This is a genomic window from Inquilinus limosus (assembly GCF_002195995.1).
GTDB classification, from domain to species: domain Bacteria; phylum Pseudomonadota; class Alphaproteobacteria; order DSM-16000; family Inquilinaceae; genus Inquilinus; species Inquilinus limosus_C.
In genome coordinates this window covers 40,558-65,810 of record NZ_NHON01000047.1, presented here as the reverse complement: position 1 = coordinate 65,810, position 25,253 = coordinate 40,558, and the positions used below count along the sequence as shown (strand labels likewise).

The 25,253-nt window shown below is 70.5% G+C and carries 21 protein-coding genes, 1 pseudogene and 1 riboswitch; of the genes and pseudogenes, 17 read left to right on the top strand and 5 right to left on the bottom strand.

From position 1 onward, the window contains the following. Together BWR60_RS22495 and cobD are read left to right on the top strand one after the other, a co-directional pair. A pseudogene (locus BWR60_RS22495) lies at positions 1-647 on the top strand (cobyrinate a,c-diamide synthase); the annotation flags it as partial. Beyond that, positions 644-1,630, top strand: coding sequence for a threonine-phosphate decarboxylase CobD (gene cobD / locus BWR60_RS22490; protein WP_088153261.1), 987 nt, complete (start codon positions 644-646; stop codon positions 1,628-1,630). The pseudogene BWR60_RS22495 and the gene cobD, both read left to right, overlap by 4 nt. On the opposite strand, the gene BWR60_RS22485 is transcribed toward cobD, so the two are convergent. Together BWR60_RS22485 and BWR60_RS22480 are read right to left on the bottom strand one after the other, a co-directional pair. Further along, positions 1,627-2,121: a GNAT family N-acetyltransferase gene (locus tag BWR60_RS22485; RefSeq protein WP_218823623.1), complete on the bottom strand. Its 495-nt coding sequence runs from the start codon at positions 2,119-2,121 to the stop codon at positions 1,627-1,629. The two genes, cobD and BWR60_RS22485, sit on opposite strands and share 4 nt — an antisense overlap. Next, the gene (locus tag BWR60_RS22480; protein WP_144445704.1) at positions 2,118-2,657 is read right to left on the bottom strand and encodes a hypothetical protein; all 540 of its coding nucleotides are present in this window, start codon (positions 2,655-2,657) and stop codon (positions 2,118-2,120) included. The genes BWR60_RS22485 and BWR60_RS22480 overlap by 4 nt, the downstream gene beginning before the upstream one ends. A gap of 175 nt (positions 2,658-2,832) precedes the next feature. Here BWR60_RS22480 and BWR60_RS22475 point away from each other — a divergent pair, with 175 nt between their 5' ends. From BWR60_RS22475 to BWR60_RS22405, 15 genes are all read left to right on the top strand, one after another. Further along, the gene (locus BWR60_RS22475; RefSeq protein WP_088153259.1) at positions 2,833-4,017 is read left to right on the top strand and encodes an ABC transporter substrate-binding protein; all 1,185 of its coding nucleotides are present in this window, start codon (positions 2,833-2,835) and stop codon (positions 4,015-4,017) included. A gap of 153 nt (positions 4,018-4,170) precedes the next feature. After that, positions 4,171-5,094, top strand: coding sequence for a branched-chain amino acid ABC transporter permease (locus tag BWR60_RS22470; RefSeq protein ID WP_088153258.1), 924 nt, complete (start codon positions 4,171-4,173; stop codon positions 5,092-5,094). Positions 5,095-5,242: 148 nt separating this feature from the next. Further along, the gene (locus tag BWR60_RS22465) at positions 5,243-6,208 is read left to right on the top strand and encodes a branched-chain amino acid ABC transporter permease (protein WP_088153257.1); all 966 of its coding nucleotides are present in this window, start codon (positions 5,243-5,245) and stop codon (positions 6,206-6,208) included. Next, complete coding sequence (locus BWR60_RS22460) at positions 6,201-6,968, top strand: ABC transporter ATP-binding protein (RefSeq protein ID WP_088153256.1); 768 nt, start codon at positions 6,201-6,203, stop codon at positions 6,966-6,968. Before BWR60_RS22465 ends, BWR60_RS22460 begins: the two co-directional genes overlap by 8 nt. Further along, entirely contained in the window at positions 6,965-7,675 is a 711-nt protein-coding gene (locus BWR60_RS22455) for an ABC transporter ATP-binding protein (protein WP_088153255.1), read from the top strand. The genes BWR60_RS22460 and BWR60_RS22455 overlap by 4 nt, the downstream gene beginning before the upstream one ends. A 33-nt stretch (positions 7,676-7,708) precedes the next feature. After that, positions 7,709-8,014, top strand: a complete 306-nt coding sequence (locus tag BWR60_RS22450) for a hypothetical protein (protein ID WP_088153254.1) — start codon at positions 7,709-7,711, stop codon at positions 8,012-8,014. 105 nt (positions 8,015-8,119) lie between these two features. After that, positions 8,120-9,142: a sugar ABC transporter substrate-binding protein gene (locus BWR60_RS22445; RefSeq protein ID WP_088153253.1), complete on the top strand. Its 1,023-nt coding sequence runs from the start codon at positions 8,120-8,122 to the stop codon at positions 9,140-9,142. 131 nt (positions 9,143-9,273) lie between these two features. Next, entirely contained in the window at positions 9,274-10,770 is a 1,497-nt protein-coding gene (locus BWR60_RS22440) for a sugar ABC transporter ATP-binding protein (protein WP_088153252.1), read from the top strand. A gap of 166 nt (positions 10,771-10,936) precedes the next feature. Next, positions 10,937-11,974, top strand: a complete 1,038-nt coding sequence (locus BWR60_RS22435) for an ABC transporter permease (RefSeq protein WP_088153251.1) — start codon at positions 10,937-10,939, stop codon at positions 11,972-11,974. Between the two features lie 79 nt (positions 11,975-12,053). Then, positions 12,054-13,223 (top strand): acyl-CoA desaturase, encoded by a 1,170-nt coding sequence (locus tag BWR60_RS22430; protein WP_088153250.1) that lies wholly within the window; start codon positions 12,054-12,056, stop codon positions 13,221-13,223. Between the two features lie 54 nt (positions 13,224-13,277). Then, a riboswitch (cobalamin riboswitch) is annotated at positions 13,278-13,491 on the top strand. 122 nt (positions 13,492-13,613) lie between these two features. Further along, positions 13,614-14,138, top strand: coding sequence for a bifunctional adenosylcobinamide kinase/adenosylcobinamide-phosphate guanylyltransferase (cobU, locus tag BWR60_RS22425; RefSeq protein WP_088153249.1), 525 nt, complete (start codon positions 13,614-13,616; stop codon positions 14,136-14,138). 9 nt (positions 14,139-14,147) lie between these two features. Further along, positions 14,148-15,176, top strand: a complete 1,029-nt coding sequence (cobW, locus tag BWR60_RS22420; RefSeq protein WP_088153248.1) for a cobalamin biosynthesis protein CobW — start codon at positions 14,148-14,150, stop codon at positions 15,174-15,176. 912 nt (positions 15,177-16,088) lie between these two features. Further along, complete coding sequence (gene cobN / locus BWR60_RS22415) at positions 16,089-19,196, top strand: cobaltochelatase subunit CobN (RefSeq protein WP_429913036.1); 3,108 nt, start codon at positions 16,089-16,091, stop codon at positions 19,194-19,196. A gap of 11 nt (positions 19,197-19,207) precedes the next feature. Beyond that, entirely contained in the window at positions 19,208-19,819 is a 612-nt protein-coding gene (cobO, locus tag BWR60_RS22410) for a cob(I)yrinic acid a,c-diamide adenosyltransferase (protein ID WP_088153265.1), read from the top strand. A gap of 136 nt (positions 19,820-19,955) precedes the next feature. Beyond that, positions 19,956-21,425: a cobyric acid synthase gene (locus BWR60_RS22405; protein WP_218823621.1), complete on the top strand. Its 1,470-nt coding sequence runs from the start codon at positions 19,956-19,958 to the stop codon at positions 21,423-21,425. 178 nt (positions 21,426-21,603) lie between these two features. On the opposite strand, the gene cbiB is transcribed toward BWR60_RS22405, so the two are convergent. The 3 genes from cbiB to BWR60_RS22390 all read right to left on the bottom strand — a co-directional run bounded on the left by cbiB (position 21,604) and on the right by BWR60_RS22390 (position 24,914). Next, a complete protein-coding gene (gene cbiB / locus BWR60_RS22400) occupies positions 21,604-22,578 on the bottom strand; it encodes an adenosylcobinamide-phosphate synthase CbiB (protein WP_088153245.1) in 975 nt (324 codons plus the stop codon). A gap of 158 nt (positions 22,579-22,736) precedes the next feature. Beyond that, entirely contained in the window at positions 22,737-23,798 is a 1,062-nt protein-coding gene (locus tag BWR60_RS22395; protein WP_088153244.1) for a primosomal protein N' (replication factor Y) - superfamily II helicase, read from the bottom strand. 9 nt (positions 23,799-23,807) lie between these two features. After that, positions 23,808-24,914, bottom strand: a complete 1,107-nt coding sequence (locus BWR60_RS22390) for an SPFH domain-containing protein (protein WP_088153243.1) — start codon at positions 24,912-24,914, stop codon at positions 23,808-23,810. Positions 24,915-25,253 lie beyond the last annotated feature (339 nt).

Sequence of the window (25,253 nt, the reverse complement as noted above, 5' to 3'; positions counted from 1 at the left end):
CCCTCCCCCTAACCCCCTCCCGCAAGGGGAGGGGGGACTCGGAAGTTTTTATCCCTCCCCTCGGCCAGCGCATCGCGGTCGCCAGCGACACCGCTTTCGCCTTCGCCTATCCGCATCTGCTCGCTGCTTGGCGCGAGGCGGGGGCGGAGATCCTGCCGTTCTCGCCGCTGGCCGACGAGGCGCCGGCCCCCTCCGCCGACGCGATCTACCTGCCGGGCGGCTATCCCGAGCTGCAGGCCGGCCGACTGGCGGGGAACCGCCGCTTCCTCGACGGGCTGCGCGCGGCGGCGGGGCAGGGCCGGGCGATCTATGGCGAATGCGGCGGCTACATGGTAGTGGGCACCGGCCTTACTGACGCCGAAGGGCATCGCCACGCCATGGCCGGGCTGCTGCCGGTCGAGACCTCCTTCGCCGAGCGCCGGCTGCATCTCGGCTACCGCCGCGCCGCCCTGGCCGCCGCGACGCCGCTCGGTCGCGCCGGCACCGTCTGGCGCGGCCATGAGTTCCACTACGCCTCGATCCTGTCCGAAGGGCCGGGCGAGGCGCTGTTCGAGGCCTGGGATGCGGAGGGCACGCCGCTCGGTGCCCTCGGCCGGCGCGCCGGCTCCGTCTTCGGCTCCTTCTTCCATCTGATCGACCGGGCATGAGCATGGTTCCGCATGGCGGCGATCTGGCCGCGGCCGAGGCCCGCTGGGGCCGCCCCGCCGAGGGCTGGCTCGACCTCTCCACCGGCATCAACCCGGTGCCGTATCCGGTTCCGCCGATCGGCCCCGCCGCATGGCACCGGCTGCCGCAGCACGACCGGCTGCAAGCGCTGCTGAAGACCGCCCGCGCCTGTTACGGCACCCCGGCGGACGCGCCGGTCGTCGCCGCGCCGGGCACCCAGATCCTGATCCAGCTGCTGCCGCGGCTGCGCCCCGGCGCCCGGGTGGCGATCCTGGGCCCGACCTATGGCGAACACGCCGCCTGCTGGGCCGCGGAGGGCGCGACGGTGGCGACCGTCGGCTTGCTCGAGCAGGCCGCGGAGGCCGACGTCGTCGTGCTGGTCAATCCGAACAACCCGGACGGGTGCGTCGTCGGTGCCGGGCGCCTGCCGGCCCTGGCCGACAGGCTGGCGGCGCGCGGCGGCCTGCTGGTGGTGGACGAGGCCTTCGCCGAGGTGAAGCCCTGGGCCAGCGTCGCATCCGAGGCCGGGCGTCCCGGCCTGCTGATCCTGCGGTCCTTCGGCAAGTTCTTCGGCCTGGCCGGCATCCGCCTGGGTTTCGCCATCGGCGCGGCGACGGAGATCGAACGGCTGGCGCGGTGGCTCGGCCCCTGGGCCGTGCCGGGGCCGGCGATCGAGACCGGGATCGCGGCGCTATCGGACCAGGACTGGCAGGACCAGGCCCGGACACGCCTGTCGGACGATGCCGCGCGGCTGACGGCGCTGCTGCTCGCCCATGGCTTCACCGATCGCGGCGGGACCGACCTGTTCCGGCTGGTCGAGCATCCGGAGGCGGCGCGGATCTGGGATCGGCTCGGCCGCGCCGGCATCCTGGTCCGGCCGTTCCCGGACCGGCCCAGGCTGCTGCGCTTCGGCCTGCCGGGCGACGATGCGGGATTCGCCCGGCTCGCCGCCGCGCTGGGCTAGAGGCCGCGCAGCCGCGCCATCAGGTAGCTGTCGACATAGGCGCCGTCGCGATAGGCATAGGCGCGCTCGCAGCCCTCGATGACGAAGCCGAATTTCTCATACAGGGCGATCGCCGGGACATTGTCGGTCCACACCCCGAGCTCCAGCCGCTTCAGATTCAGCCAGTTGTCGGCGGCATCCAGCAGTGCCGCCATCAGCCCGGTGCCGATGCCCTGGCGGTGGAAATCGTCATGCACGCCGCAGGTCACGGCGCCGGTGTGGGCGCGCCGGCCCTTGCCCGGCTGCAGCAGCGCCCGGCCGACCACCCGGCCGGCGACCACCGCGGCGATGTGGATGTCGTCGGCCGGCGCCGATTCGAGGCGCCTGCGCACCTCCTCCCCGGACTGGAAGGGCAGCCGCAGGGTGCCCCAGCGGTAGCGCGGCTGGACCTGCATCTCGGCGACATCGGGCCAGTCCGCGACCTGCAGCGCCCGGAGGGTGAAGTCGATCATGGGGACGGATCCTTCGGTTCCGGCGCGTCGGGCCGGGGCCAGGCGTTGCGGGCCCAGTTGGCGACATAGGAGGCCAGGACCAGCGAGACGCCGGTGCCGATCCAACTGGACTGGCCCTGCAGGTGGAACCAGATGACGAAGGCGGCGAGGCCGGCCGCGGCAGCGAACAGGAACAGGGCCGGCAGGCGGCTGCCGACCCTGATGTCGGCCGAGCCGGTCATCTCGACGCCCGGCCCGGTCAGGCGCGTCGTCCGCCGCGGCGAATCCTGCTGCTGCAGCTCGACCGTCACCCGGCCCCGCCGGACCTGGCCGGCGCGGCGGCCGCGGCCGGAGGTGAGCGAGACCAGGATCATCGACACCACCATCGCCGCGACCGCCCAGGCGAAGGCGATGACGATGGTCAGGCCGGTCGCGGGACGATGCTCGTGCCAGTACAGCTGGCGGGCGATCAGGGCCAGACCGACCGCGAAGGCGGTGAACATGCCGCCGACCACGAGCATCGCGTTCGGCATGCGGGAGGGGATTCGCTTCGGCATGCTGCGACCATAATCCTGCCGGCCGCCGCCGCAAGCCGGTCCAAATCTGTTTTAAACTTAAAGTATTTCGTGATTAGATGGATGCAATCGCTTCCGCCCGACGGAGGCGCATGAAAGACTGGCGGCGCGACCGGCGGCCATCGCCGGCGCCCGACAAGAAACGGGGGAGAGCATCATGGCGAGACGCGTTCCGGCCCTGCTGGCGGCTGTGCTGATGACGACCGGGCTGATGGCCCTGCCGGCCGGTGCGCAGGCCGAGGAGGGCAAGCTCAAGATCGGCTTCATGGCCACGCTCTCCGGCCCGCCGGCGGCGCTGGGCCAGCATATGCGCGACGGCTTCCAGCTCGGGGTCAAGGAGCTGGGCGGCAAGCTCGGCGGCTTGCCCACCGAGGTGGTGGTCGAGGATGACGAGCTGAAGCCCGACGTCGCCGTCAACAAGGTGCGCAAGCTGCTCGAGAGCGACCAGGTCGACATCGTCGTCGGCGTCGTCTTCTCCAACGTCATGATGGCGATCGCCAAGCCGGTGACCGACGCCGAGAAGATCCTGATCAGCCCGAATGCCGGGCCGTCGCCGCTGGCCGGCAAGGGCTGCAGCCCGTATTTCTTCTCGGTCTCCTACCAGAACGACCAGAACCACGAGGTCATGGGCAAATACGCCCAGGACAAGGGCTGGGCCAAGGTCGCCCTGATCGCCCCGAACTACCAGGCCGGCAAGGACGCGCTGGCCGGCTTCAAGCGCTTCTACAAGGGCGAGGTGGCGGAGGAGATCTACACCCAGGTCAACCAGCAGGATTTCTCGGCCGAGCTGGCGAAGATCGCGGCGGCCGAGCCGCAGGCGGTGTTCGTGTTCATGCCCGGCGGCTCCGGCGTCAACCTGGTGCGGCAGTACCGCCAGGCCGGCCTGGCCGAGCGGATCCCGTTCCTGTCGGCCTTCACCGTCGACGAGACCACGCTGCCGGCCACCAAGGACGCGGCTCTGGGCCTGTTCGCCGGGGCGCAATGGGCGCCGAACCTGGACAACGCCGCCAACAAGGCCTTCGTCGCCGCCTTCGAGAAGGAGTACGGCTACGAGCCGGCGCTGTACGCCGCCAATGGCTATGACGCGGCGAAGCTGATCGACGCCGCCATCCGCCAGGCCGGCGGCAAGACCGACGCCGAGACGCTGAAGACCGCGATCCGCGACGCGAAATGGGCCAGCGTCCGCGGCGACTTCGCCTGGAACAAGAACAACTTCCCGGTCCAGGACTTCTACCTGACCGAGGTGGTGAAGCGCGACGACGGCAAGATCGTCACCAGCCGGGTGTCGACCGTGTTCCCGCATTACGGCGACGCCTACGCCGACCAGTGCTCGATGGATTGATCGGGTCGGCGCACCTTCCATGACCCTGCTGTTTCCCCCGCCGTCATTGCGAGGAGGCGAAGCCGACGAAGCAATCCAGGGGCCGGTGCGCGCCGCCCTGGATTGCTTCGCTGCGCTCGCAATGACGGTTCCGTTGGGCGGAGCCGCTCTGTCATGAGCACCACCCTCCTGGTCGTCCAGGCCCTGAACGGGCTGCAGCTCGGCGTGCTCTTGTTCCTGATCGCGGCCGGGCTGACGCTGGTGTTCGGGGTGATGGACTTCATCAACCTGGCGCATGGCGTGCAGTACATGCTGGGCGCCTATTTCGCCGTCGCCTTCTATGGCCTGACCGGGCATTTCCTGCTGGCGCTGCTGCTGGCACTCGGCGCCGCGCTGTTGCTGGGCCTGGTGCTGGAGGTGCTGGTGTTCCGGCACCTCTACGGCCGCAGCCATCTCGACCAGGTGCTGGCGACCTTCGGCCTGATCCTGTTCTTCAACGAAGCGGTGCGGGCGCTCTGGGGCTCGTCGCCGCTGAGCTACCCGATGCCGGAGGCGCTGTCGGGGTCGATCGCGCTGATGCCGGGGCTGCTGTACCCGGTCTACCGGCTGGTGGTGCTGGCGGCGGGGCTCGGCGTCGCCCTGCTGCTGTGGATCCTGATCGCGCGCACCCGGGTCGGCATGCGGGTGCGGGCCGGGGCCAGCAATGCCGACATGGTCTCGGCGCTGGGCGTCAACATCCGCCGGCTGTTCATGATCGTGTTCGGTGTCGGCACCATGCTGGCGGGCTTCGCCGGCGCCCTGGCCGGGCCGATCTTCGCGGTCGAGCCCAGCATGGGCGACAACTTCCTGATCCTGGCCTTCGTGGTGATCGTCATCGGCGGCATCGGCTCGATCAAGGGCGCCTTCATGGCCTCGCTGCTGGTCGGGCTGGTCGACACGCTGGGCCGGTCCTTCGCCACCGACCTGTTCCGCCTGGTGCTGGCGCCGGCCTCGGCCAACCAGGTCGGGCCGGCCCTGGCCTCGATGCTGATCTACCTTCTGATGGCCGCGATCCTGTTCTGGCGCCCGGCCGGGCTGTTCCCCGCCCATGGCCAGTGAGAGACCGTCCGCAAATGCGCCGGTGCGGCCGTCTGATGGCGGTTTCTCCGCTTCCGGTGCTCACGCACCAGACGTGCGCTGCACTCCGGTTCTCGAAACCACCACCAGCCGACTCACACCGACACATTTGCAGACGGTCTCTGACGCCATGACCGGGGCAGGGACCCCGGCCCCCTCCGCCCTGCGCTCGGTGTGGCCGGTGCTGCTGATCTTCGTTGTGCTGGCGCTGGTGCCGGTGGCGGCGCCGCTGCTCGGCGGCACCTATCCGCTGACCGTGGCCGGCCGGATCATGATCTTCGCCATCGCCGCGGTCAGCCTCGACCTGATCCTCGGCTATGGCGGGCTGGTGTCCTTCGGTCACGCCGCCTTCATCGGCCTCGGCGCCTATGCCGTCGGCATCCTGGCCGATGCCGGGGTGGAGGAGGGGCTGGTCCTGCTGCCGGCGGCGATGCTGGCCGCGGCCGTGTTCGCCGCCCTGACCGGCGCGGTGTCGCTGAAGACCCGCGGCGTGCACTACATCATGATCACCCTGGCCTTCGGCCAGATGGCCTATTTCACCATGACCAGCCTGTCCGCCTATGGCGGCGATGACGGGCTGACGCTGTGGTCGCGGCCGCTGCTGGCCGGCTTCAAGGCGCTGAACGACCGGTCGGTGTTCTACTACGTCGTGCTGGTCCTGCTGGTCGGCGCCTGGGCGCTGTGCCGCGCCGTCACCCGGTCGCGCTTCGGCCGGGTGCTGCGCGGCTGCCGCGAGGATGAGGAGCGGATGCGCGCCCTCGGCTACGACCCCTTCGCCTATCGCCTGGCCGCGACCGTGATCGCCGGCGCGATCGCCGGGCTGGCCGGGGCGCTGCTGGCGGTGCAGACCGAGTTCGTCAGCCCGGCCTACATGTCCTGGCAGCGCTCGGGCGAGCTGATCGTGATGGTGGTGCTGGGCGGCATCGGCAGCCTGCACGGCGCCATCGTCGGCGCCGCCGCCTTCCTGCTGGCGGAGGAGCTGCTGTCCGGCGTCACCGAGCATTGGCGTCTGATCTTCGGGCCGCTCCTGATCCTGGTGGTGCTGTTCCTGCGCGGCGGCCTTGGCGGCCTGCTGGGCAAGGTGCGCCATGACTGAGAGGTCGACCTCTACGCCCGTCCTGCAGGTCGAGGGCCTGTGCAAGCGCTTCGGCGCGTTGACCGTCACCGACGGCGTCGGCTTCGACGTCCGGCCCGGCGAGATCCATGCCCTGATCGGCCCGAACGGCGCCGGCAAGACCACGCTGATCCAGCAGATCTGCGGCCGGCACGCGCCCGATGCCGGCACCATCCGCTTCCTGGGCGAGGACATCACCCGGCTGCCGGCGCATCGCCGGGCCCAGCGCGGCCTGGCCCGCACCTTCCAGATCACCCGGCTGCTGCCCGGCTTCACCACGCTGCAGAACGTGGCGACGGCGGTGCAGCGCCGCCGTGGATCCAGCTTCCGCTTCTTCCGGCCGGCCGGCCATGATCGCGGGATCGACGAGGTGGCGCGGGCGCTGCTGCAGCGCACCGGCCTCGGCGGCCGGGCCGATGTGCCGGCTTCGGCGCTGAGCCATGGCGAGAAGCGCCAGCTCGAGCTCGCCATGGCCCTGGCGCTGGAGCCGAAGCTGCTGGTGCTGGACGAGCCGATGGCCGGCACCGGGCGGGAGGAGACGGCGCGGCTGGTCGAACTGCTGCGCGGCCTGTCCGGCAGCCTGCCGATGATCCTGGTCGAGCACGATATGAGCGCCGTCTTCGCCCTGGCCGACCGCATTTCGGTCCTGGTCTATGGCCGCGTCATCGCCACCGGCAGCCCGGAGGCGATCCGTGCCAGCGCCGAGGTCCGTGCCGCCTATCTGGGCGAGGAGGCGGCGTGAGCGCGCTCTTGGAGATCGAGGGGCTGGAGGCCGGCTATGGCGGCGCCCAGGTGCTGTTCGGCATCTCCTTCAGCGTCGCGGCGGGGGAGATCGCGACCCTGCTCGGCCGCAACGGCATGGGCAAGACCACGACGATCCGCAGCCTCTTGGGCCTGCTGCGCCCGGGCGCCGGCCGCATCCGCTTCGACGGGACGGACGTCACCGGCCTGCCGCCCTACCGCATCGCCCAGGCCGGCATCGGGCTGGTGCCGGAGGGGCGGCAGATCTTCCCGACCCTGACGGTCGAGGAGAACCTGGTCGCCACCGCCGCGGACCGCTTCGGCCGGGCGGCGCCCTGGACCCTCGACCGGGTCTACGCCGCCTTCCCGCGGCTGGCGGAGCGGCGGCGGCATGGCGGCCGCCAGCTGTCGGGCGGCGAACAGCAGATGCTGGCGATCGGCCGGGCGCTGATGACCAACCCGAAGCTCTTGGTGCTGGACGAGGCGACCGAGGGGCTGGCGCCTTTGATCCGGGCCGAGATCTGGGACTGCCTGGACCGGTTGAAGGGAGAGGGCCAGTCGATCCTGATCGTCGACAAGACGCTCGACGCCCTGCTGCGCCTGGCCCAGCGCCACGCGGTGATCGAGAAGGGGCGGGTGGTGTGGAGCGGGAGCAGCGCCGACCTCGCCGCAGCCGAGGGAACACGGGAGCGGTATTTGGCGCTATAGTCGGGACAGTGTCGTCCAGCCTGGGAGAGCCAGATGAACACCGCCAACCTGCAGCTTGAGGGTGTCTACGCCGCGCTCACCGCGCTGATGACCGCGTTGCGCGACAAGGGGCTGCTCGACCAGGAGGAGATCGACCAGGCGCTGGCGAAGGCCGAGGCCGGCCTTGCCGCCGACGCCCGGCGGCCGGTCGGGATCAGCGCCGCCAATGTCGAGGCGATCTGCTTCCCGCTGCGCTATCTGCGCATGGCGAACAAGGCGGCGGCGGAGGATCCCGCGCCGTCCTTCTCGGTCCTCGCCGCCCGGGTCGGGCAGAGCAAGGTGCGCGTTCCAACTGTCTGACAAATAGCCGTTGCGCCGCCTTCCGAGCGCTGCCAGAGTTTCCCCGGGGCTCGCAAGAAGCCTCGGGTGACTGTTTTTCGACAGCACGATATCGGGAGGACGTCTATGGGCGAGCGTGAGCATCGCAGCCGTCGTGATTTCATCCGGGCTGCGGCGGCGACGGCCGGTGCGGCGGCCGCATTCGGCGGTCTGGATCTCAGGATGGCGGCGCAGGCGGCGGAAGCCGTCGGCCGGTCCGAAAAACCATTGAAGGCAGCCTTCTCCAACGCCGGGCTTCAGGCCACCTGGTGCGCCCAGGGCAAGCAGGCGGCGGAATACTGGGGCAAGCTGTTCAACGTCGAGATCACCTGGTTCGACGGCGAGCTGGCGGCGCCGAAGCAGCGCACCGCGATCGACAACATGGCCTCCCAGAAATGGGACTTCGTGGCGATCCAGGCCTTCGGCATCGGCACGCTGACCCAGCCGGTGCAGAAGATGATCGACGCCGGCATCCCGGTGATCGACATGGACACGCTGATCGCGCCGCTGGACCAGATCAACATCCACTCCTTCCTGGCGCCGGACAACGAGTTCATGGGCAGCGCCGTGACCCAGGCGCTGTGCACCGCCATCAAAGGCGAGGGCACCATCATCATGACCCAGGGCGCGCTGGGCCACACCGGCGCCCAGGGCCGGGCCCGCGGCTTCGAATCGGTGGTGAAGCAGTTCCCGAAGATCGAGGTGCTGAACACCGACCCGGCCGACTGGGACGTGTCCAAGACCGCCCGGCTGTGGGAAACCCACCTGACCAAGTATCCGAAGATCAGCGCCGCCTTCTTCCACAATGACGACATGGCGCTGGCCGCCTACAACGTGATGAAGGCCCGCAACCGCACCGACATCCTGATCGGCGGCGTCGACGCCATGCCGCCGGCGATCCAGGCGGTGGCGGACGGGCGGATGTTCGCGACCGTGCGCAATCCGTCCTGCCGCATCCATGGCGGCGCGGTGATCGCCGGCGTCGCGGCCGTGACGGCGGGCGAGAAGAGCGGCGAGGGCATCCCCAAGTCGGTGGTCACCGACGGTCCGGTGGTGACCAAGTCGAATGCGGCCGGGATGCAGTGGATGCAGGATCACTTCCTGATCTGATCGGAGCAGCCCCTGTACGTCATTGCGAGCGCAGCGAAGCAATCCAGGGCCGTTTGGCGTGGCCCCTGGATTGCTTCGTCGGCTTCGCCTCCTCGCAATGACGGCTCGCGGCGGACAGGCTGAATGAGGCGATGACCGAAACCCCTGTGCTCGAGCTCAGCGGCATCTCGAAGGCGTTCGGCGGCGTCCGGGCCCTTCGGGATGTCGACTTCGCGCTCAAGGCCGGCGAGATCCACGGCCTGGTCGGCGAGAACGGCGCCGGCAAGTCGACGATGATGAAGATCATCGCCGGCGTGCATTCCGGCTATGACGGCACGATGCGGATCGACGGCCGCGAGGTCCGCTTCCGCTCGGCCCGCGACGCGCTGGCGGCCGGGGTCGGCATGGTGCATCAGGAGCTGAGCATCGTGCCGGACCTCAGCGTCGCCGAGAACGTGTTCCTCGGGTCGCAACCGCTGACGACGCTTGGCATCGTCGACTGGGCCGGCATGCGCCGCGCGGCGGGGGAGCAGCTGCGCCGCCTGGGCATCGACATCGACCCGCGCACCCCCGCCGGCGCGCTGCCGATCGGGCTGCAGCAGATGATCGAGATCGCCCGGGTGCTGTTCTCCGGCGCCCGCATCATCATCCTGGACGAGCCGACCTCGGCCCTGTCGCCGCCGGAGATCGAGCGGCTGTTCGGCGTGCTGCGGCGGCTGCGCGACGAGGGGCGCAGCTTCGTCTTCATCTCCCATTTCCTCGACGACATCCTGCGCATCTCCGATTCGGTGACGGTGTTCCGCAACGGCCAGCGGGTGATGAGCGCGCCGGCGGCGGAGACCAGCAAGACCATGCTGATCGACCGCATGATCGGCGCCGGCCATGACGAGCTGGGCGAGAGCTACACCGGCGAGGTCCGGCTGGACCCGAAGCCCGGCCATCCGGTGGTGCTGTCGGTCGACGGGCTGTCGCTGGCCGGCCGCTACCAGGACATCTCGCTCCAGGTCCGGGCCGGCGAGGTGCTGGGCATCTACGGCTTCATGGGCTGCGGCCAGCTGGAGCTGGCGCGGACGCTGTTCGGCAAGCTGCCCGCGGATGACGGCCGGATCTCGATCGCCGGACGCCTGGCGCGGCTGTCGACCACCGCCAAGGCCCGCCGCGCCGGCATCGCCTTCGTGCCGGAGAGCCGGCGGGCGATGCTGTTCCACCACGAGCCGATCTACAAGAACGTCTCGATCAGCATCCTCGACCGGATCTCGCGCTTCCTGCTGCGGCCGGAGGCGGAGCGGGCCATCGCCCGCAGGCATGTCGAGGCGCTGCGAATCCGCACGCCGCATGTCGATGCCGAGCTCGGCGCCCTGTCGGGCGGCAACCAGCAGAAGGTGGCGCTGGCCAAGTGGCTGACCCATGCGCCGCGGGTGCTGATCCTGAGCGAGCCGACCCGCGGCATGGATGTCGGCGCCAAGGAGGATGTGGTCGGCATCGTCCGCGGCCTGCGCGACCAGGGCATGGGCGTCATCGTGGTCTCGGCGGAGCCGGAGACGGTGCTGTCGCTGGCCGACCGCATCCTGGTGATGCGCAAGGGCCAGATCACCCGCGAATTCGCGGACGGAACGGTCAGCAAGGACCGCCTGCTCGAGGCGGCGTGACGGGCATGGCGGGCAAGTCTTCGCATGTTGGACCGTCATGGCGAGGAGCGAAGCGACGTGGCCATCCAGGGGCCGGTGCGAGCCGCCCTGGATGGCCACGCCCCTGCGGGGCTCGCCATGACGGGTTCATCTTTTCGATGGTTGGTATGATAGGGGCGGAAACCTGATGGGCGCGCAGACCACACAGACCGCCGGCGGCTCCGGCTCCAGGCTCGGCGCGCTGCTGAGCAGCCAGCTGCGCAACATCGCGCCCTTCATCACGCTGATCGCGCTGGTGGTGTTCTTCGCCATCGCCAGCCCGTCCTTCCTGACGCTCGACAATTTCAGCAACGTGCTGAACCAGGTGTCGGTCACGGCGATCATCGCCGTCGGGCTGACCTTCGTCATCCTGTGCGCCGAGATCGACCTGTCGGTCGCGGCCATCGCCAACGCCGCCGGCATCGTCGTCGCCTTCTTCACGGTGCAGGAATCCTACGTCAACATCCCCAACGTGCCGCTGCCGGGCTGGGCCGCGATCCTGGTGGCGCTGGCGGCCTGCGTGGCGCTGGGGCTGATCAACGCCTTCGGCGTGACCCGGATCGGCATCCCGTCCTTCATCATGACGCTGGCGATGATGCAGATCGGCGCCGGCATCTGCGCCATGCTGGTGCGCGGCCAGATCGCCTACGCCGTGCCGCCGCTGGTCGTCACCCTCGGCTCCGGCTCGATCGGCGGGGTGCCATGGATCGTGATCGTGGCCGGGCTGACGCTGCTGATCGCCCATCTGGTGCTGACCTATACGCGCTTCGGCCGCTACGTCTACATGGTCGGCGGCAACCGCGAGGCGGCGGAGTTCTCCGGCGTCAATGTCCGGGTCATCATCGGCGCGGTGCTCGTGATCTCGGCCGTCTGCTCCGGCCTCGCCGGCATGCTCGGCGTCGCCTATTTCGGCAGCGCCCAGCAGAACGAGTTCGACACCTTCCTGCTGGACGCCATCGCCGCGGTGGTGGTCGGCGGCACCAGCCTGTTCGGCGGCCGCGGCGGCATCGGCAACACCATCGTCGGCGTGCTGATCCTGGGCGTGCTGAACAACGGCCTGGACCATGTCGACATCGACAGCTTCCTGAAGATCCTGATCCGCGGCCTGATCCTGCTGGCGGCGCTGGTGATCAATGTCTACGCCCAGCGGCTGCGGACGACGGCCCGCGGCGCCACGTCCGCTTGACGGCGCCGTGTCGATCCTTATCTAGGGGGCGCCCGACGCCCCTTCGTCGTGGTCGATGCACCAGTGTATGATGGAGCCCATGACCACCCCGCTGACCGTTCCGGACGACGCCTCGGACGACCACGAGGACATCCTGTATCCGGAGGCCGGCCCGTTCGTCCTGCTGCATCTCGCCAGCTTCGCGGCGATCTGGACCGGCGTCACCTGGCAGGCGGTGGCGATCTGCGTGGTGCTGTACTTCCTGCGCATCTTCGCGATCGGCGCCGGCTACCACCGCTATTTCGCCCATCGCGCCTATTCGACCAGCCGGGTGTTCCAGTTCATCCTGGCCTTCCTGTCGCAGACCACGGCGCAGAAGAGCACGCTGTGGTGGGCCGCCAAGCACCGGCACCACCACCAGCATTCCGACACCGAGCAGGATGTGCATTCGCCGCGGCACCGGGGTTTCGTCTACGCCCATCTCGGCTGGATCTTCTCGACCCGGCACCGCACGACGGATCTCAGCAAGATCGCCGATTTCGCGCGCTATCCCGAGCTGATGCTGCTGCACAAATGGGAGCTGACCCCGGCCGTGATCCTGGCCGCGATCACCTTCCTGATCGGCGGCTGGCCCGGTCTGGTGGTCGGTTTCGTCTGGAGCACGGTGCTGGTCTATCACGGCACCTTCAGCATCAACTCGCTGGCCCATGTGCATGGCCGCAAGCGCTATGTCACCGGCGATGATTCCCGCAACAACTGGCTGCTCGCGCTCATCACCATGGGCGAGGGCTGGCACAACAACCACCACGCCTATCAGAGCAGCGTGCGCCAGGGCTTCAAATGGTGGGAGGTCGACCCGACCTTCTACATCCTCAAGGCCCTGTCCTGGTGCGGCGTGATCTGGAACCTGAAGACTCCGCCGGAGGCCGTGCTGCGCAACGAGCAGCGCCTCGGCAGCAAGGTCATCGAGCGCGCCGCGGCCGATCTGGCCGCCAGCTTCCCGGCCGAGCGGATCGCGGCGGCGCTGCATGAGGCGCTGGCCCATGCCCATGCGCCGACCCTGGCCGACCTGCGCGATGCCCTGGCGACCGCGCAGCACAAGACCGTCGACCTGCTGGCCAAGGCGCATCTGCCGAGCTTCCCGACGCGGGAGGAGGTCCGGCTGCGGGCGACGGCGATGTTCGCGAAGTCCCGGTCGATGGACGACATCGTCGAGCGGGCGCATCGCCTGGTCCTGGAAGCCGTCGGCAAGCGCCTCGCGGCGGCTTGAGACCCCACCGCCGGATGCGGCGGCGATTGACCCCCGATCACGCGCCTCCTACTGTGCCGCCATCGCGCAGCCGGTTCCCCGAAGGCGAAGGCCAGAGGGGTGAAAAGGGAACGCGGGACGGTCTGTTCCTCCGAGAGACCTGATCCGCGGCTGCCCCCGCAACTGTAGGCGGCGAGCCCACCTCCGACAGCCACTGGCCGATGGCCGGGAAGGCGGAGGCGGGCGACGACCCGCGAGCCAGGAGACCTGCCGGCGAGGCGATGCGTGCGAACCGCCGGGCGGGGTGAACCGGTGGCGCGGGATGTACGGCGCCTCCGCGCTCCGTCTCCGGCGTCCAAGCCCTGTCAGGCCGAGCGAAGGGCGAGGGCGTGCTGCATCCGGTTGTCCACCATGGCTGAGCTGCCGGCGGCGACGCTGGTGCTGGGCGGCGCCCGGTCGGGCAAGAGCCGCCATGCCGAGGCGCTGGTCGAGAGCCAGCCCGGCGACTGCGTCTATCTCGCCACCGCCGAGGCCTGGGACGCCGAGATGGTGGAGCGCATCTCCCGCCACCAGGAACAGCGCGGCTCGCGCTGGCGCACGGTCGAGGCGCCGCTGGAGCTGGTCGAGACCCTCGGCCAGGCGGCTGGCCCCGGCCGTGCCGTGCTGGTCGACTGCCTGACCCTCTGGCTGTCCAATCTGATGCATGCCGACCGCGACATCGCCGCCGAGACCGAGCGGCTGGTGTGCTGGCTCGCCGCGCCGCCCGGCCCGGTGGTGCTGGTGTCGAACGAGGTCGGGCTCGGCATCGTCCCCGACAACGCCCTGGCCCGCGCCTTCCGCGACCATGCCGGGCGCCTGCACCAGGCCGTGGCGGCCGTCGTGCCCGCCGTCGTCTTTGTCGCCGCCGGCCTTCCCCTGACCCTGAAATCCGCCTGAGGACCCCGAATGCCCGCCAAGATCCCCGCCACCGTCGTCACCGGCTTCCTCGGCGCCGGCAAGACCACGCTGATCCGCCACCTGCTGCAGACTGCCAATGGCCGCCGGCTGGCGCTGATCATCAACGAGTTCGGCGATGTCGGCGTCGACGGCGACCTGCTGCGCAGCTGCGGCGACGCCACCTGCCGCGAGGAGGATGTGGTCGAGCTGGCCAATGGCTGCATCTGCTGCACCGTGGCCGACGACTTCATCCCGACCATCGAGAAGCTGCTGGCCCGAGACGAGCCGCCGGAGCACATCGTGATCGAGACCAGCGGCCTGGCCCTGCCGAAGCCGCTGGTCAAGGCCTTCGGCTGGCCGGAGATCCGCACCCGGGTGACGGTCGACGGCGTCATCACCGTGATCGACGGTGCGGCCGTCTCCGAAGGGCGGTTTGTTCCGGATGAAGAGGCGCTGGCGGCCCAGCGTGCGGCCGACGAGGCGCTGGACCATGACAGCCCGCTGGAGGAGCTGTTCGAGGACCAGCTGGCCTGCGCCGACATGGTGATCCTGAACAAGACCGACCTCTTGGACGACGAGTCCCTGTCCGCGGTCTCGACCGACCTCGCCACCCAGCTGCGGCCGGGGGTGAAGGTGGTCAAGGCCCGGCACGGCGCCATCGACGCCGCGGTGCTGCTGGGCCTCGGCGCCGCGGCCGAGGACGACCTGGCGGCGCGCCCCTCGCATCACGATGCGGGGGAGGAGCACGACCATGACGATTTCGAGAGCTTCCATGTCGATCTCGGCACCGTGGCCGACCCGGACGCCCTGGCGCGCAAGCTGAAGCCGGTGATCGAGGCGCATGACATCCTGCGGCTGAAGGGCTTCGCCGAGGTCGCGGGCAAGCCGATGCGGCTGGTGGTGCAGGCGGTCGGCGGCCGCATCCAGCACTACTACGACCGCGCCTGGCGCACCGAGGAGCCGCGCGGCACCACCCTGGTGGTGATCGGCGAGCGCGGCCTGGACCGCGATGCGATCACCAAGGCGCTGACGGCCTGAGACCAATGGTGGCGCCGGCTCTCCCCCTCACCCGAAATCGCTGCGCGATTTCGACCTCTCCCCAAGGAGAGGTGTATGAGCGCGCGCCGCTTGTTCCCCTCTCCTTGGGGAGAGGGAGGGGCCCGTCGCGTTGGCGACGGGAGGGTGAGGGGGAGTCGGCCTCTCCAGCGGGGAGCCACCCCTGATGCATCTCCTCGCCGCCAAGCCGGGCAGCATCGCCGACGGGTCGGAGGCGGTCGATCTGGGCCAGAGCCCGGGCGACATCGTCGTCCTGACCGCGGCGGACACCGAGCTGGCCTGCCTGTCGGCCGCGCGGGCGGGATTCGGCGAGGAGTTTCCCCGGCTGCGCTTGGCCAACCTGCTGCAGCTCGGCCACAACCTGTCGGTCGACACCTATGTCGACGACGTGGTCAGCCGGGCGAGGCTGGTGGTGGTGCGCCTGCTCGGCGGGGCCGGCTACTGGCGCTACGGCATCGAGCAGGTGCATGCCGCCTGCCGGCGCGAGGGCATCGCCCTGGCGGTGCTGCCGGGCGACGACAAGCCGGATGCCGATCTCGACGGCCTCTCGACCCTGCCTCAGGAGGCGAGGGGGCGGCTGTGGCGCTATCTGGTCGAGGGCGGCATCGAGAACGCCCGCGGCTTCCTGGCATATGCCGGGACGCTGATCGGCCACGACCTGCCCTGGGCCGAGCCCCGGCCGCTGCTGCGCGCCGGCCTGTACTGGCCGGATCTGCGGCACCCTTCCTTCGGGGAGATCGAGCGGCGGTGGAGCGAACCGACCGAGTCCCCGACAGAGTCCNCCCCCTACCCCCTCCCGCGAGGGGAGGGGGGACTCAAAAGGAAAGCGGTGGGGAAAGAGAGCGGGAGGGAGGCGCAGCCCCCGTCATCGGCCTGGTCTTCTACCGCGCCCTGGTGCAGGCCGGGAACCTGGCGCCGGTCGATGCTCTGATCGCGGCGCTGCAGGCACGCGGGCTGAACCCGCTGCCGATCTTCGTCTCCAGCCTCAAGGACGCGGTCTCGGCCGAGCTGGTGACCGACGCCTTCGCCCGCCACAAGCCGGCGGTGATCCTGAACGCCACCAGCTTCGCCGTCTCCAGCCCCGGCGGCCCGGCCCAGCCGACGCCGTTCGACGCGGCGGACTGCCCGGTGCTGCAGGTGGTGTTCGCCGGCGGCGCCGAGGCGGCCTGGCGCGACGGCACGCGCGGCCTGTCGGCCCAGGACTTGGCGATGAACGTCGCTTTGACCGAGATCGACGGAAGGGTGCTGACCCGCGCCGTGTCCTTCAAGTCGGAGGCGCGCTGGGACCCGCTGACCGAATGCACCGTGGTGTCCTACCGCCCGGTGTCCGACCGGATCGATTTCGTGGCCGATCTCGCCGCCGCCTGGGCCGGGCTGCGCCGCACGCCGGAGGCCGGGCGCCGCGTCGCGCTGGTCCTGGCCAACTACCCGAACCGCGACGGCCGGCTCGGCAACGGCGTCGGCCTGGACACCCCGGCCGGGACGGTCGAGGTGCTGCGCGCGCTGGCCGAAGCCGGCTATGCCGTCGCGGATGTGCCCGAGGATGCCGCCGCGCTGATGGCGCGGGTCTCCGCCGGCCCGACCAACGCCCTGGACAACCGGGCCGATCGTACCGGCGGTGAGGCCTATCCCCTGGCCGAGTACCGTGCCTATTTCGACAGCCTGCCCGAGGCCGTCCGCACCGCCGTCACCGCCCGCTGGGGCGCGCCCGAGGCCGATCCCTTCGTCGAGGCCGACACTTTCCGCCTGGCGGTCCACCGCTTCGGCCATGTCGTGATCGGCGTGCAGCCGGCGCGCGGCTACAACATCGACCCGCAGGCCACCTATCACGACCCGGACCTGGTGCCGCCGCATGGCTACCTGGCCTTCTACGCCTGGCTGCGGCAGGGCTTCGGCGCCCAGGCCATCGTCCATATGGGCAAGCACGGCAACCTGGAATGGCTGCCGGGCAAGGCGCTGGCGCTGTCGCAGGATTGCCTCCCGGAGGCCGCCTTGGGCCCGGTGCCGCATCTCTATCCCTTCATCGTCAACGATCCGGGCGAGGGCACCCAGGCCAAGCGTCGTGCCGCCGCCGTGATCATCGACCATCTGACGCCGCCGCTGACCCGGGCCGAGAGCTACGGCCCGCTGAAGGATCTGGAGGCGCTGGTCGACGAGTATTACGAGGCCGCCGGCATGGACCCGCGCCGGCTGGCGCATCTGCGCGACCGCATCCTCGACCTCGCCCGGTCGACCGGGCTGGACCGCGATTGCGGCGTGGCGGCGGATGCCGATTCCGACTCGGCCCTGGCGCAGATCGACAACCATCTGTGCGAGCTGAAGGAGATGCAGATCCGCGACGGGCTGCACATCTTCGGCCGCTCGCCCGAGGGCAACCAGCGCACCGATCTGCTGGTGGCGCTGACCCGGGTGCCGCGCGGGGCCGGGCAGGGCGGCGACGCCTCGCTGATCCGCGCTTTGGCTGGCGATCTCGGCCTCGGCTTCGACCCGCTGGATTGCCGCTTCGGCGACGCCTGGGCCGGGCCGCGCCCGGCGGTGCTGGGAGCCGAAAAGGGTTGGCGGACCTTCGGCGACACGGTGGAGCGGCTGGAAGGGCTGGCGCGGGATCTGGTCGCCGGCACCCGGACGCCGGCCCTCGGCTGGACCGCCACCGCCGCGGTGCTGGCGGAGATCGCGGCCGCGGTCGCGCCGTCGGTCGACGGCTCCGGCGCTGCCGAGATCGACGGGCTGCTGCGCGGGCTGGATGGGCGCTTCGTGCCGCCCGGCTCCTCCGGCGCGCCGACCCGCGGGCGGCTGGACGTGCTGCCCACCGGCCGCAATTTCTATTCGGTCGACAGCCGCACGGTGCCGACCCCAGCCGCCTGGCATCTCGGCTGGAAATCCGCCTCGCTGCTGGTCGAGCGGCACCGGCAGGAGCATGGCGACTGGCCGCGGTCGATGGCGCTCAGCGCCTGGGGCACCAGCAACATGCGCACCGGCGGCGACGACATCGCCCAGGCCCTGGCTCTCTTGGGCGTGCAGCCGCGCTGGGACCCGGCCTCCCGCCGCGTCACCGGCTTCGAGGTGATGCCGGAAGGCGTGCTGGGCCGGCCGCGGGTCGACGTCACCCTGCGCGTCTCCGGCTTCTTCCGCGACGCCTTCCCCAGCCAGATCGACCTGTTCGACAGCGCCGTCCGCGCCGTCGCCGCCCTGGATGAGCCGGAGGAGGCGAACCCGCTCGCCGCCCGGGTCCGCACCGAGACCGCGGCGCTCGTCGACGGCGGCATGCCCGAGGCCGAGGCCCGCCGCCGCGCCGGCTTCCGGGTGTTCGGCTCCAAGCCAGGTGCTTACGGGGCGGGTCTGCAGGCGCTGATCGACGAGAGGCTGTGGCGCGACGAGGCCGATCTCGGCCGGGCCTATCTGGAATGGGGCGGCTGGGCCTATGGCGACGGCGCCGAGGGCGCCGCGGCGCACGATCTGTTCGCCCGCCGGCTTCAGAAGGTCGAGGCGGTGATCCACAACCAGGACAACCGCGAGCACGACCTGCTCGATTCCGACGACTACTACCAGTTCGAAGGCGGGCTGGCGGCGGCGATCCACCATTTGTCCGGTGCCCGGCCGGCGGTCTGGCACAACGACCATTCGCGCCCCGAGCGGCCAGTGATCCGCACCCTGCGCGAGGAGATCGCGCGCGTCGTCCGCGCCCGCGTCGTGAACCCGAAATGGATCCGCGGCGTCATGCGCCACGGCTACAAGGGCGCCTTCGAGATGGCGGCGACGGTGGACTATCTGTTCGCCTTCGCCGCCACCACCGACGCCGTGGCCGACCACCAGTTCGACCTGGTCTATGACGCGATGCTCGGCGACCCCGAGGTGCGGGCGTTCCTGGAGCAGGCCAACCCGGCGGCGGCGCGCGAGATCGCGGAGCGGCTGCAGGAGGCGCTGGACCGCGGCCTGTGGCAGCCGCGCGCCAATGCCGTCTACCATGATCTCGATGTGCTGACGAAGGAGCCCCGCCCGTGAACACCGACGGCATGACCGAGGACGAGATCAACGCCCGCCACGCCGAGAAGATGGCGAAGAAGAAGGCGGTGCGCGACCGGATGCTGGCCGGCAAGACCATCGAGAAGGGGCTGCTGATCGTCCACACCGGCAAGGGCAAGGGCAAGTCGACGGCGGCCTTCGGCATGGTGCTGCGCTCGATCGGCCACGGCTTCCGCACCGGGGTGGTGCAGTTCGTCAAGGGCAGCTGGGACACCGGCGAGCGCCATGTGCTGGAGCGGTTCCCGGAGTTGGTCACCATCGCCGCGATGGGCGAGGGCTTCACCTGGGAGACGCAGGACCGCGAGCGCGACATCGCCGCCGCCCGCGCCGCCTGGGACGCCGCCAAGGCGATGATCCGCGACCCGTCCTATCGCCTGGTGCTGCTGGACGAGCTGAACATCGTGCTGCGCTACGATTATCTGCCGATCGAGGAGGTCGTGGCCTTCCTGCGCGACGAGAAGCCGGCGGACACCCATGTCATTGTCACCGGCCGCAACGCCAAGGACGAGCTGATCGAGATCGCCGACCTGGTCACCGAGATGACCCTGATCAAGCACCCGTTCCGCGACGGCGTGAAGGCGCAGGCGGGGATCGAGTTCTGATGGGGCCGAAGGCTGCTTCCCCTTTCTTGTCATGCCCGGGCTTGACCCGGGCATCCAGGGGGGCCGGGAGCCGTCTGTGCCCGTGGCCCCTGGATTGCCGGGTCAAGCCCGGCAATGACAGGAAGGGGAACGGGGCATGAAAGTCCCCGCCCTGATGATCCAGGGTACCGGTTCCGATGTCGGCAAGTCGCTGGTCGTCGCCGGGCTGTGCCGGGTGTTCGCCCGGCGCGGCCTGCGGGTGCGGCCGTTCAAGCCGCAGAACATGTCGAACAACGCCGCGGTGACGGCGGATGGCGGCGAGATCGGCCGGGCCCAGGCGCTGCAGGCGCGGGCCTGCGGCATCGACCCGACCGTGCACATGAACCCGGTGCTGCTGAAGCCGGAGAGCGAGACCGGCGCCCAGGTGATCGTCCAGGGCCGCCGCATCGCCACGCTGAAGGCCCGCGACTATGCCGGCCGCAAGCCGCAGCTTCTGGCGGCGGTGCTGGACAGCTTCGGCTGGCTGTCGGCGGAGGCCGACCTGGTGCTGGTGGAGGGGGCCGGCAGCCCGGCCGAGGTCAATCTCCGCGCCGGCGACATCGCCAATATGGGCTTCGCCGAGGCGGCGGACCTGCCGGTGGTACTGGTGGCCGACATCCATCGCGGCGGCGTCATCGCCAGCCTGGTCGGCACCCATGCGGTGATCGCGCCGGAAGAGGCGGCGCGGATCCAGGGCTTCATCATCAACCGCTTCCGCGGCGACGCGGCGCTGTTCGCCGACGGCATGCGGATCGTCGCGGAGCGCACCGGCTGGCGCGGCCTCGGCATCATCCCGCACTGGCCCCAGGCCGCCCGGCTGCCGGCCGAGGACGCCAACGCCCTGGCCGAGATCGAGACGCCGCGCGGCCGGGCGATCACGGTCGCGGTGCCGGTGCTGTCGCGCATCGCCAATTTCGACGACCTCGACCCGCTGCGGCTGGAGCCGGATGTGGCGGTGCGGATGGTGCCGCCGGGCGAGGCGCTGCCGGGCGATGCCGATTTGGTGCTGCTGCCGGGATCGAAATCGACCATCGGCGACCTCGCCTTCCTGCGCGCGCAGGGCTGGGACATCGACATCGCCGCCCATGTCCGCCGCGGCGGTCGGGTGCTGGGCCTGTGCGCCGGCTTCCAGATGCTGGGCCGCCGGCTGCACGACCCGGACGGCATCGACGGCCCGCCGGGCTCGGCCGACGGGCTCGGGCTGCTCGACCTCGAGACGGTGATGACGCCGGAGAAGAGCCTGGTCGCCGTCGCCGGCACGCATCTGCCGACCGGCACGGCGATCCGCGGCTACGAGATGCATGTCGGCCGCACCGAGGGCCCGGCTCTGGCCCGGCCGTTGCTCGACCTGGAGGGCCGGCCGGATGGCGCCGTCTCTCCGGATGGCCGCGTCGCCGGCTGCTATGTCCACGGCCTGTTCGCCGCGGATGAGTTTCGGGCCGCCTTCCTCTCCGCGCTCAAGCCCCGCGCCGAGGCCGGCCTGGCCTATGACGCCACGGTCGACGCCACGCTGGACGGGCTGGCCGACCATCTGGAGCGGCATCTCGACATGGCGGCGCTGGCGAAGATCGCGGGGCTCCAGCCTTAGGTGTCCGGACAGGAGGATGCGCCGGAGCCACCCCCTCACCCGAAATCGCTGACGCGATTTCGACCTCTCCCCAAGGAGAGGTGTGGGAGCCGGCGCTTCATTTCCCTCTCCTCGGGGAGAGGGAGGGGCCCATTCGCGTTGGCGAATGGGAGGGTGAGGGGGTGAGAGCCGGCCGCTGCTACGAGAGCACCAGCGCCGCCGCCATCGTCCCCAGGACCAGCACCGTTCCGGCGCCCTTGGTGACCTCCAGCGCCCGGCGGATGTCGCGGGGCGTCGCCTCGGCCCTTCCGCCGTCGCCCATCCAGGCATCGGGCACCACCGTGCCGTGATACTGGCGCGGGCCCGCCAGGGCGAGGCCGAGGCCGCCGGCCATCGCCGCCTCCGGCCAGCCGGCATTGGGCGAACGGTGCTTCGGCGCGTCCCGCAGCATCGCCCGCCACGCCGCGCCGATGCGGCCGCCGCCGAAGGGCGCCGCCAGGGCCAGCAGGGCACCGCACAGCCGCGCCGGCACCAGGTTCAGGGCATCGTCCAGCCGCGCCGAGGCCCAGCCGAAGGCCTCGTGCCGGGCGGTACGGTGGCCGATCATGCTGTCGGCGGTGTTCACCGCCTTGTAGACCAGGATCCCGGGCAGGCCGAGCAGGGCGAACCAGAAAGCCGGAGCGAACACGCCGTCGGAATAGTTCTCGGCGTCGCTCTCGATCGCGGCGCGGCACACGCCGGCCATGTCCAGGCTCTGCGGGTCGCGGCCGACGATCATCGACACGGCGCGGCGGCCGCCCTCCAGCCCCTCCAGCTCGCAGGCGGCGGCCACGGCAGTGACATGTTCGTGCAGACTGCGCTGGGCCAGGAACACGGCGGCGACGGCGATCTCCAGCACCCAGCCGAAGGGCAGGGCGCGCAGCAGGGCGGAGAGGCCCCAGCCGATGCCGCCGGCCAGCAGCACCAGCAGCAGCGTCGTCGCAACGCCCATGGCGCGGCGCCGCGCCGTAGGATCGCCGTCATGGTTCAGCCGGCGGTCCAGCCAGGCGATCAGTTGGCCGGCCAGGGCGACCGGATGCGGCAACCGCCGCCACAGCCAGGGTGGGTCGCCGATCACCGCGTCGAGCAGCAGGGCCGCGGCCAGGATCCAGAGATGATTCGGATAGAACGGCACGGAACCACACGCAGGTAACGGTCAGACCCATGTTCCCTTTGTCATGCCCGGGCTTGACCCGGGGATCCAGGGGCCATCGGGAACTGCTCTGGCCGCCCTGGATGCCCGGGTCAAGCCCGGGCATGACAGAAAGGGGGATTCCGATCCGTCAGATGGCCTCAGCGCCCGCCGTACAAGCTCACGAACACCAGCACGGCGACGAGCGCGGCCAGCACCGCGAGGCCGATCTTCACCCAGCTCCACGGCCGCTGGCCCTGCACCTTGCCGGTGCGGCCGTTGATCACGAAGCTGTAGCCCTTGCCGCCGTAGCGGAAGCTGTTCAGCCAGACCGGCAGCAGCACATGCTTGAAGGTCACGGCGCCATAGGCCGTCTGCAGGCTGCCGATGGTCTGCTTGTCGCCGCCGATATCGTCGCAGACGTCGCGGCGGATCACCCGGTCCATTTTCTGCTTCGCCGCCTCGAAGCCGTCGGCGAGGCCGAGCTGGTAGGTCTGGGCGCCGAAGCCGCGCAGATAGCTCGGGTCGTAGCCGGCCAGCTCGGTCAGGTCCCAGGGCTCCAGCCGGTCGAGATAGGCCTGGGGCAGGGACTGGCTGGCCACCACCAGCACGTCGTCGAAGTCGCGGGAGACGGTGCCGCTGCACGGGGTCCAGCGGGTCTCGATCTCGGTGCGGGTCTTGTCGCCGTCCTGGACCGTCCGGGTGTAGGTGACGCCGCGCTGGCCGGTGTAGTCGCTGGTGGTGGCGGCGTCGTAGGTCCAGTACGGCACATACATGCCGATGAAGCCGTTATCGGTCTTGGCCAGGCGCTTCACGTCGTTCGGCGCGAACCACAGGCCCGACAGCCATGCCTCGTATTTCGCCCGCGCCGCCTTGGCGTCGAAGCCGAAGGGCAACACCGCGCCCGGCCGCAGATGGGTGACGGCCCGCGATTCGAGCACGATCGGCGTGCCGCAGAACGGGCAGCGCGACGCCTGGATCGCGGGGTCCAGCTGGAACGCCGCGGCGCAGCGCTTGCAGGAGATGACCGGCACCGTCTCGGTCGGGGCCGACTGCTCGGCCTCGGCCAGCCCGGCGCCGTAGTCGATCTCGGCGACGGTCGACCAGGGCGAGGCGGCGATCGGGTTCTCATGCCCGCAATAGGGGCATTTCATCGCCCGGGTGCCGGGCGCGTATTCCAGCTGCGCGCCGCAGGACGCGCAGGTGAAGGCCATGTCCGCCATGATCCGGGATCAGGCCTGGGGCAGGGGCGGCGGCTGGTCGGTGAACAGGGTGGCCAGTGCGGTGACCTCGCCCGCCTTGGTCCAGGCGGCCATGCCCTGGGACCAGACCAGGCTGTCGCGGGTCAGGCGCCCGTCGCGCACCAGGCCCTGCAGCTGGGCGGCCGGGAAGGGGCCGGACTGCTTGCCGTCGATGGCGACGTGGTAAGCCTCGCCGCCCGGCAGCGGCGGCGGCGCCGAACCGGCGGCCGGGGCCTGGCCGGCCTGCTGCACCGCGCCGCCCATGGCGGAGGCGAGCCCGCCGGCGGTGGCCATGCCGATGCCGATGCCGGCGGCCCCGCCGGGATTCTCGGCCGCGGCCTTGATCGCCTCGGCGGTCTGGTACTGGGTGTAGCGGCCGAGATCGCCGACCACGCCCATGCTGCTGCGCCGGTCCAGCGCCTTCTCCACCTCCTCGGGCAGCGAGACGTTCTCGACCAGCAGCGTCGCCACCTCCAGGCCGTAGGCGTCGAACTCCGGCTGGATCGCATCGCGGATCACCTGCCCGACCTTGTCGTAATTGGCCGACAGGTCCAGCACCGGGATGTTCGACTTCGCCACCGCGCCGGCGAAGCTGGTGACGATCAGGTTGCGCAGCTGGTCGGTGATCTCGTCGGTGGTGAAGCGGCCGTCGGTGCCGGCGATCTCGCGGATGAAGGCGGTGGGGTCCTTGACCCGGATGGCATAGGTGCCGAAGGCGCGCAGCCGCACCGGCCCGAATTCCGGGTCGCGCAGCATCACCGGGTTCATCGTGCCCCATTTCAGGTCGGTGAACCGCTTGGTGTTGAGGAAGTAGACCTCGGCCTTGAACGGGCTCGCGAAGCCGTATTTCCAGCCCTGCAGCGTCGACAGGATCGGCAGGTTCTTGGTCTCCAGCGTGTACATGCCGGGCTGGAAGACGTCGGCGACCTTGCCCTCGTTGACGAAGACGGCGACCTGGCTCTCGCGCACGGTCAGCTGCGCGTTGTACTTGATCTCGTTGTTGTGCCGCTCGAAGCGGTAGACGATGGTGTCCTGCGTATCATCGGTCCATTCGATGATGTCGATGAACTCGCCGCCGATCTTGCTCCACAGGGACATGGCCGCTCTCCGTCGCCGGCCCCCACGGGCCGAACTCGCAACGAAGATAGTATCAGCTTGGGACCAAAAAGAGGCAGCGGGGGATGGGATGTTCGAGGTGACTGTGCGGCCGGCGGGGCCGGGTGATCGCGCGGCGCTGCGGGCCGCGCTGGTCGACATGCAGGACTACGAGCGGGCGCTGCACGACACCCGCCTGCCGGGCCGGGAGACGGCGGGGCCCTATCTCGACTGGCTCGAAGGCCATGCGCCGGAGCGCGGCGGCGTGATCCTGGTGGCGGTGTCGGCCGAGGGCGATCTCGCCGGCTTCTCCGCCTGCTGGGTGCAGCAGGACGACCTGAT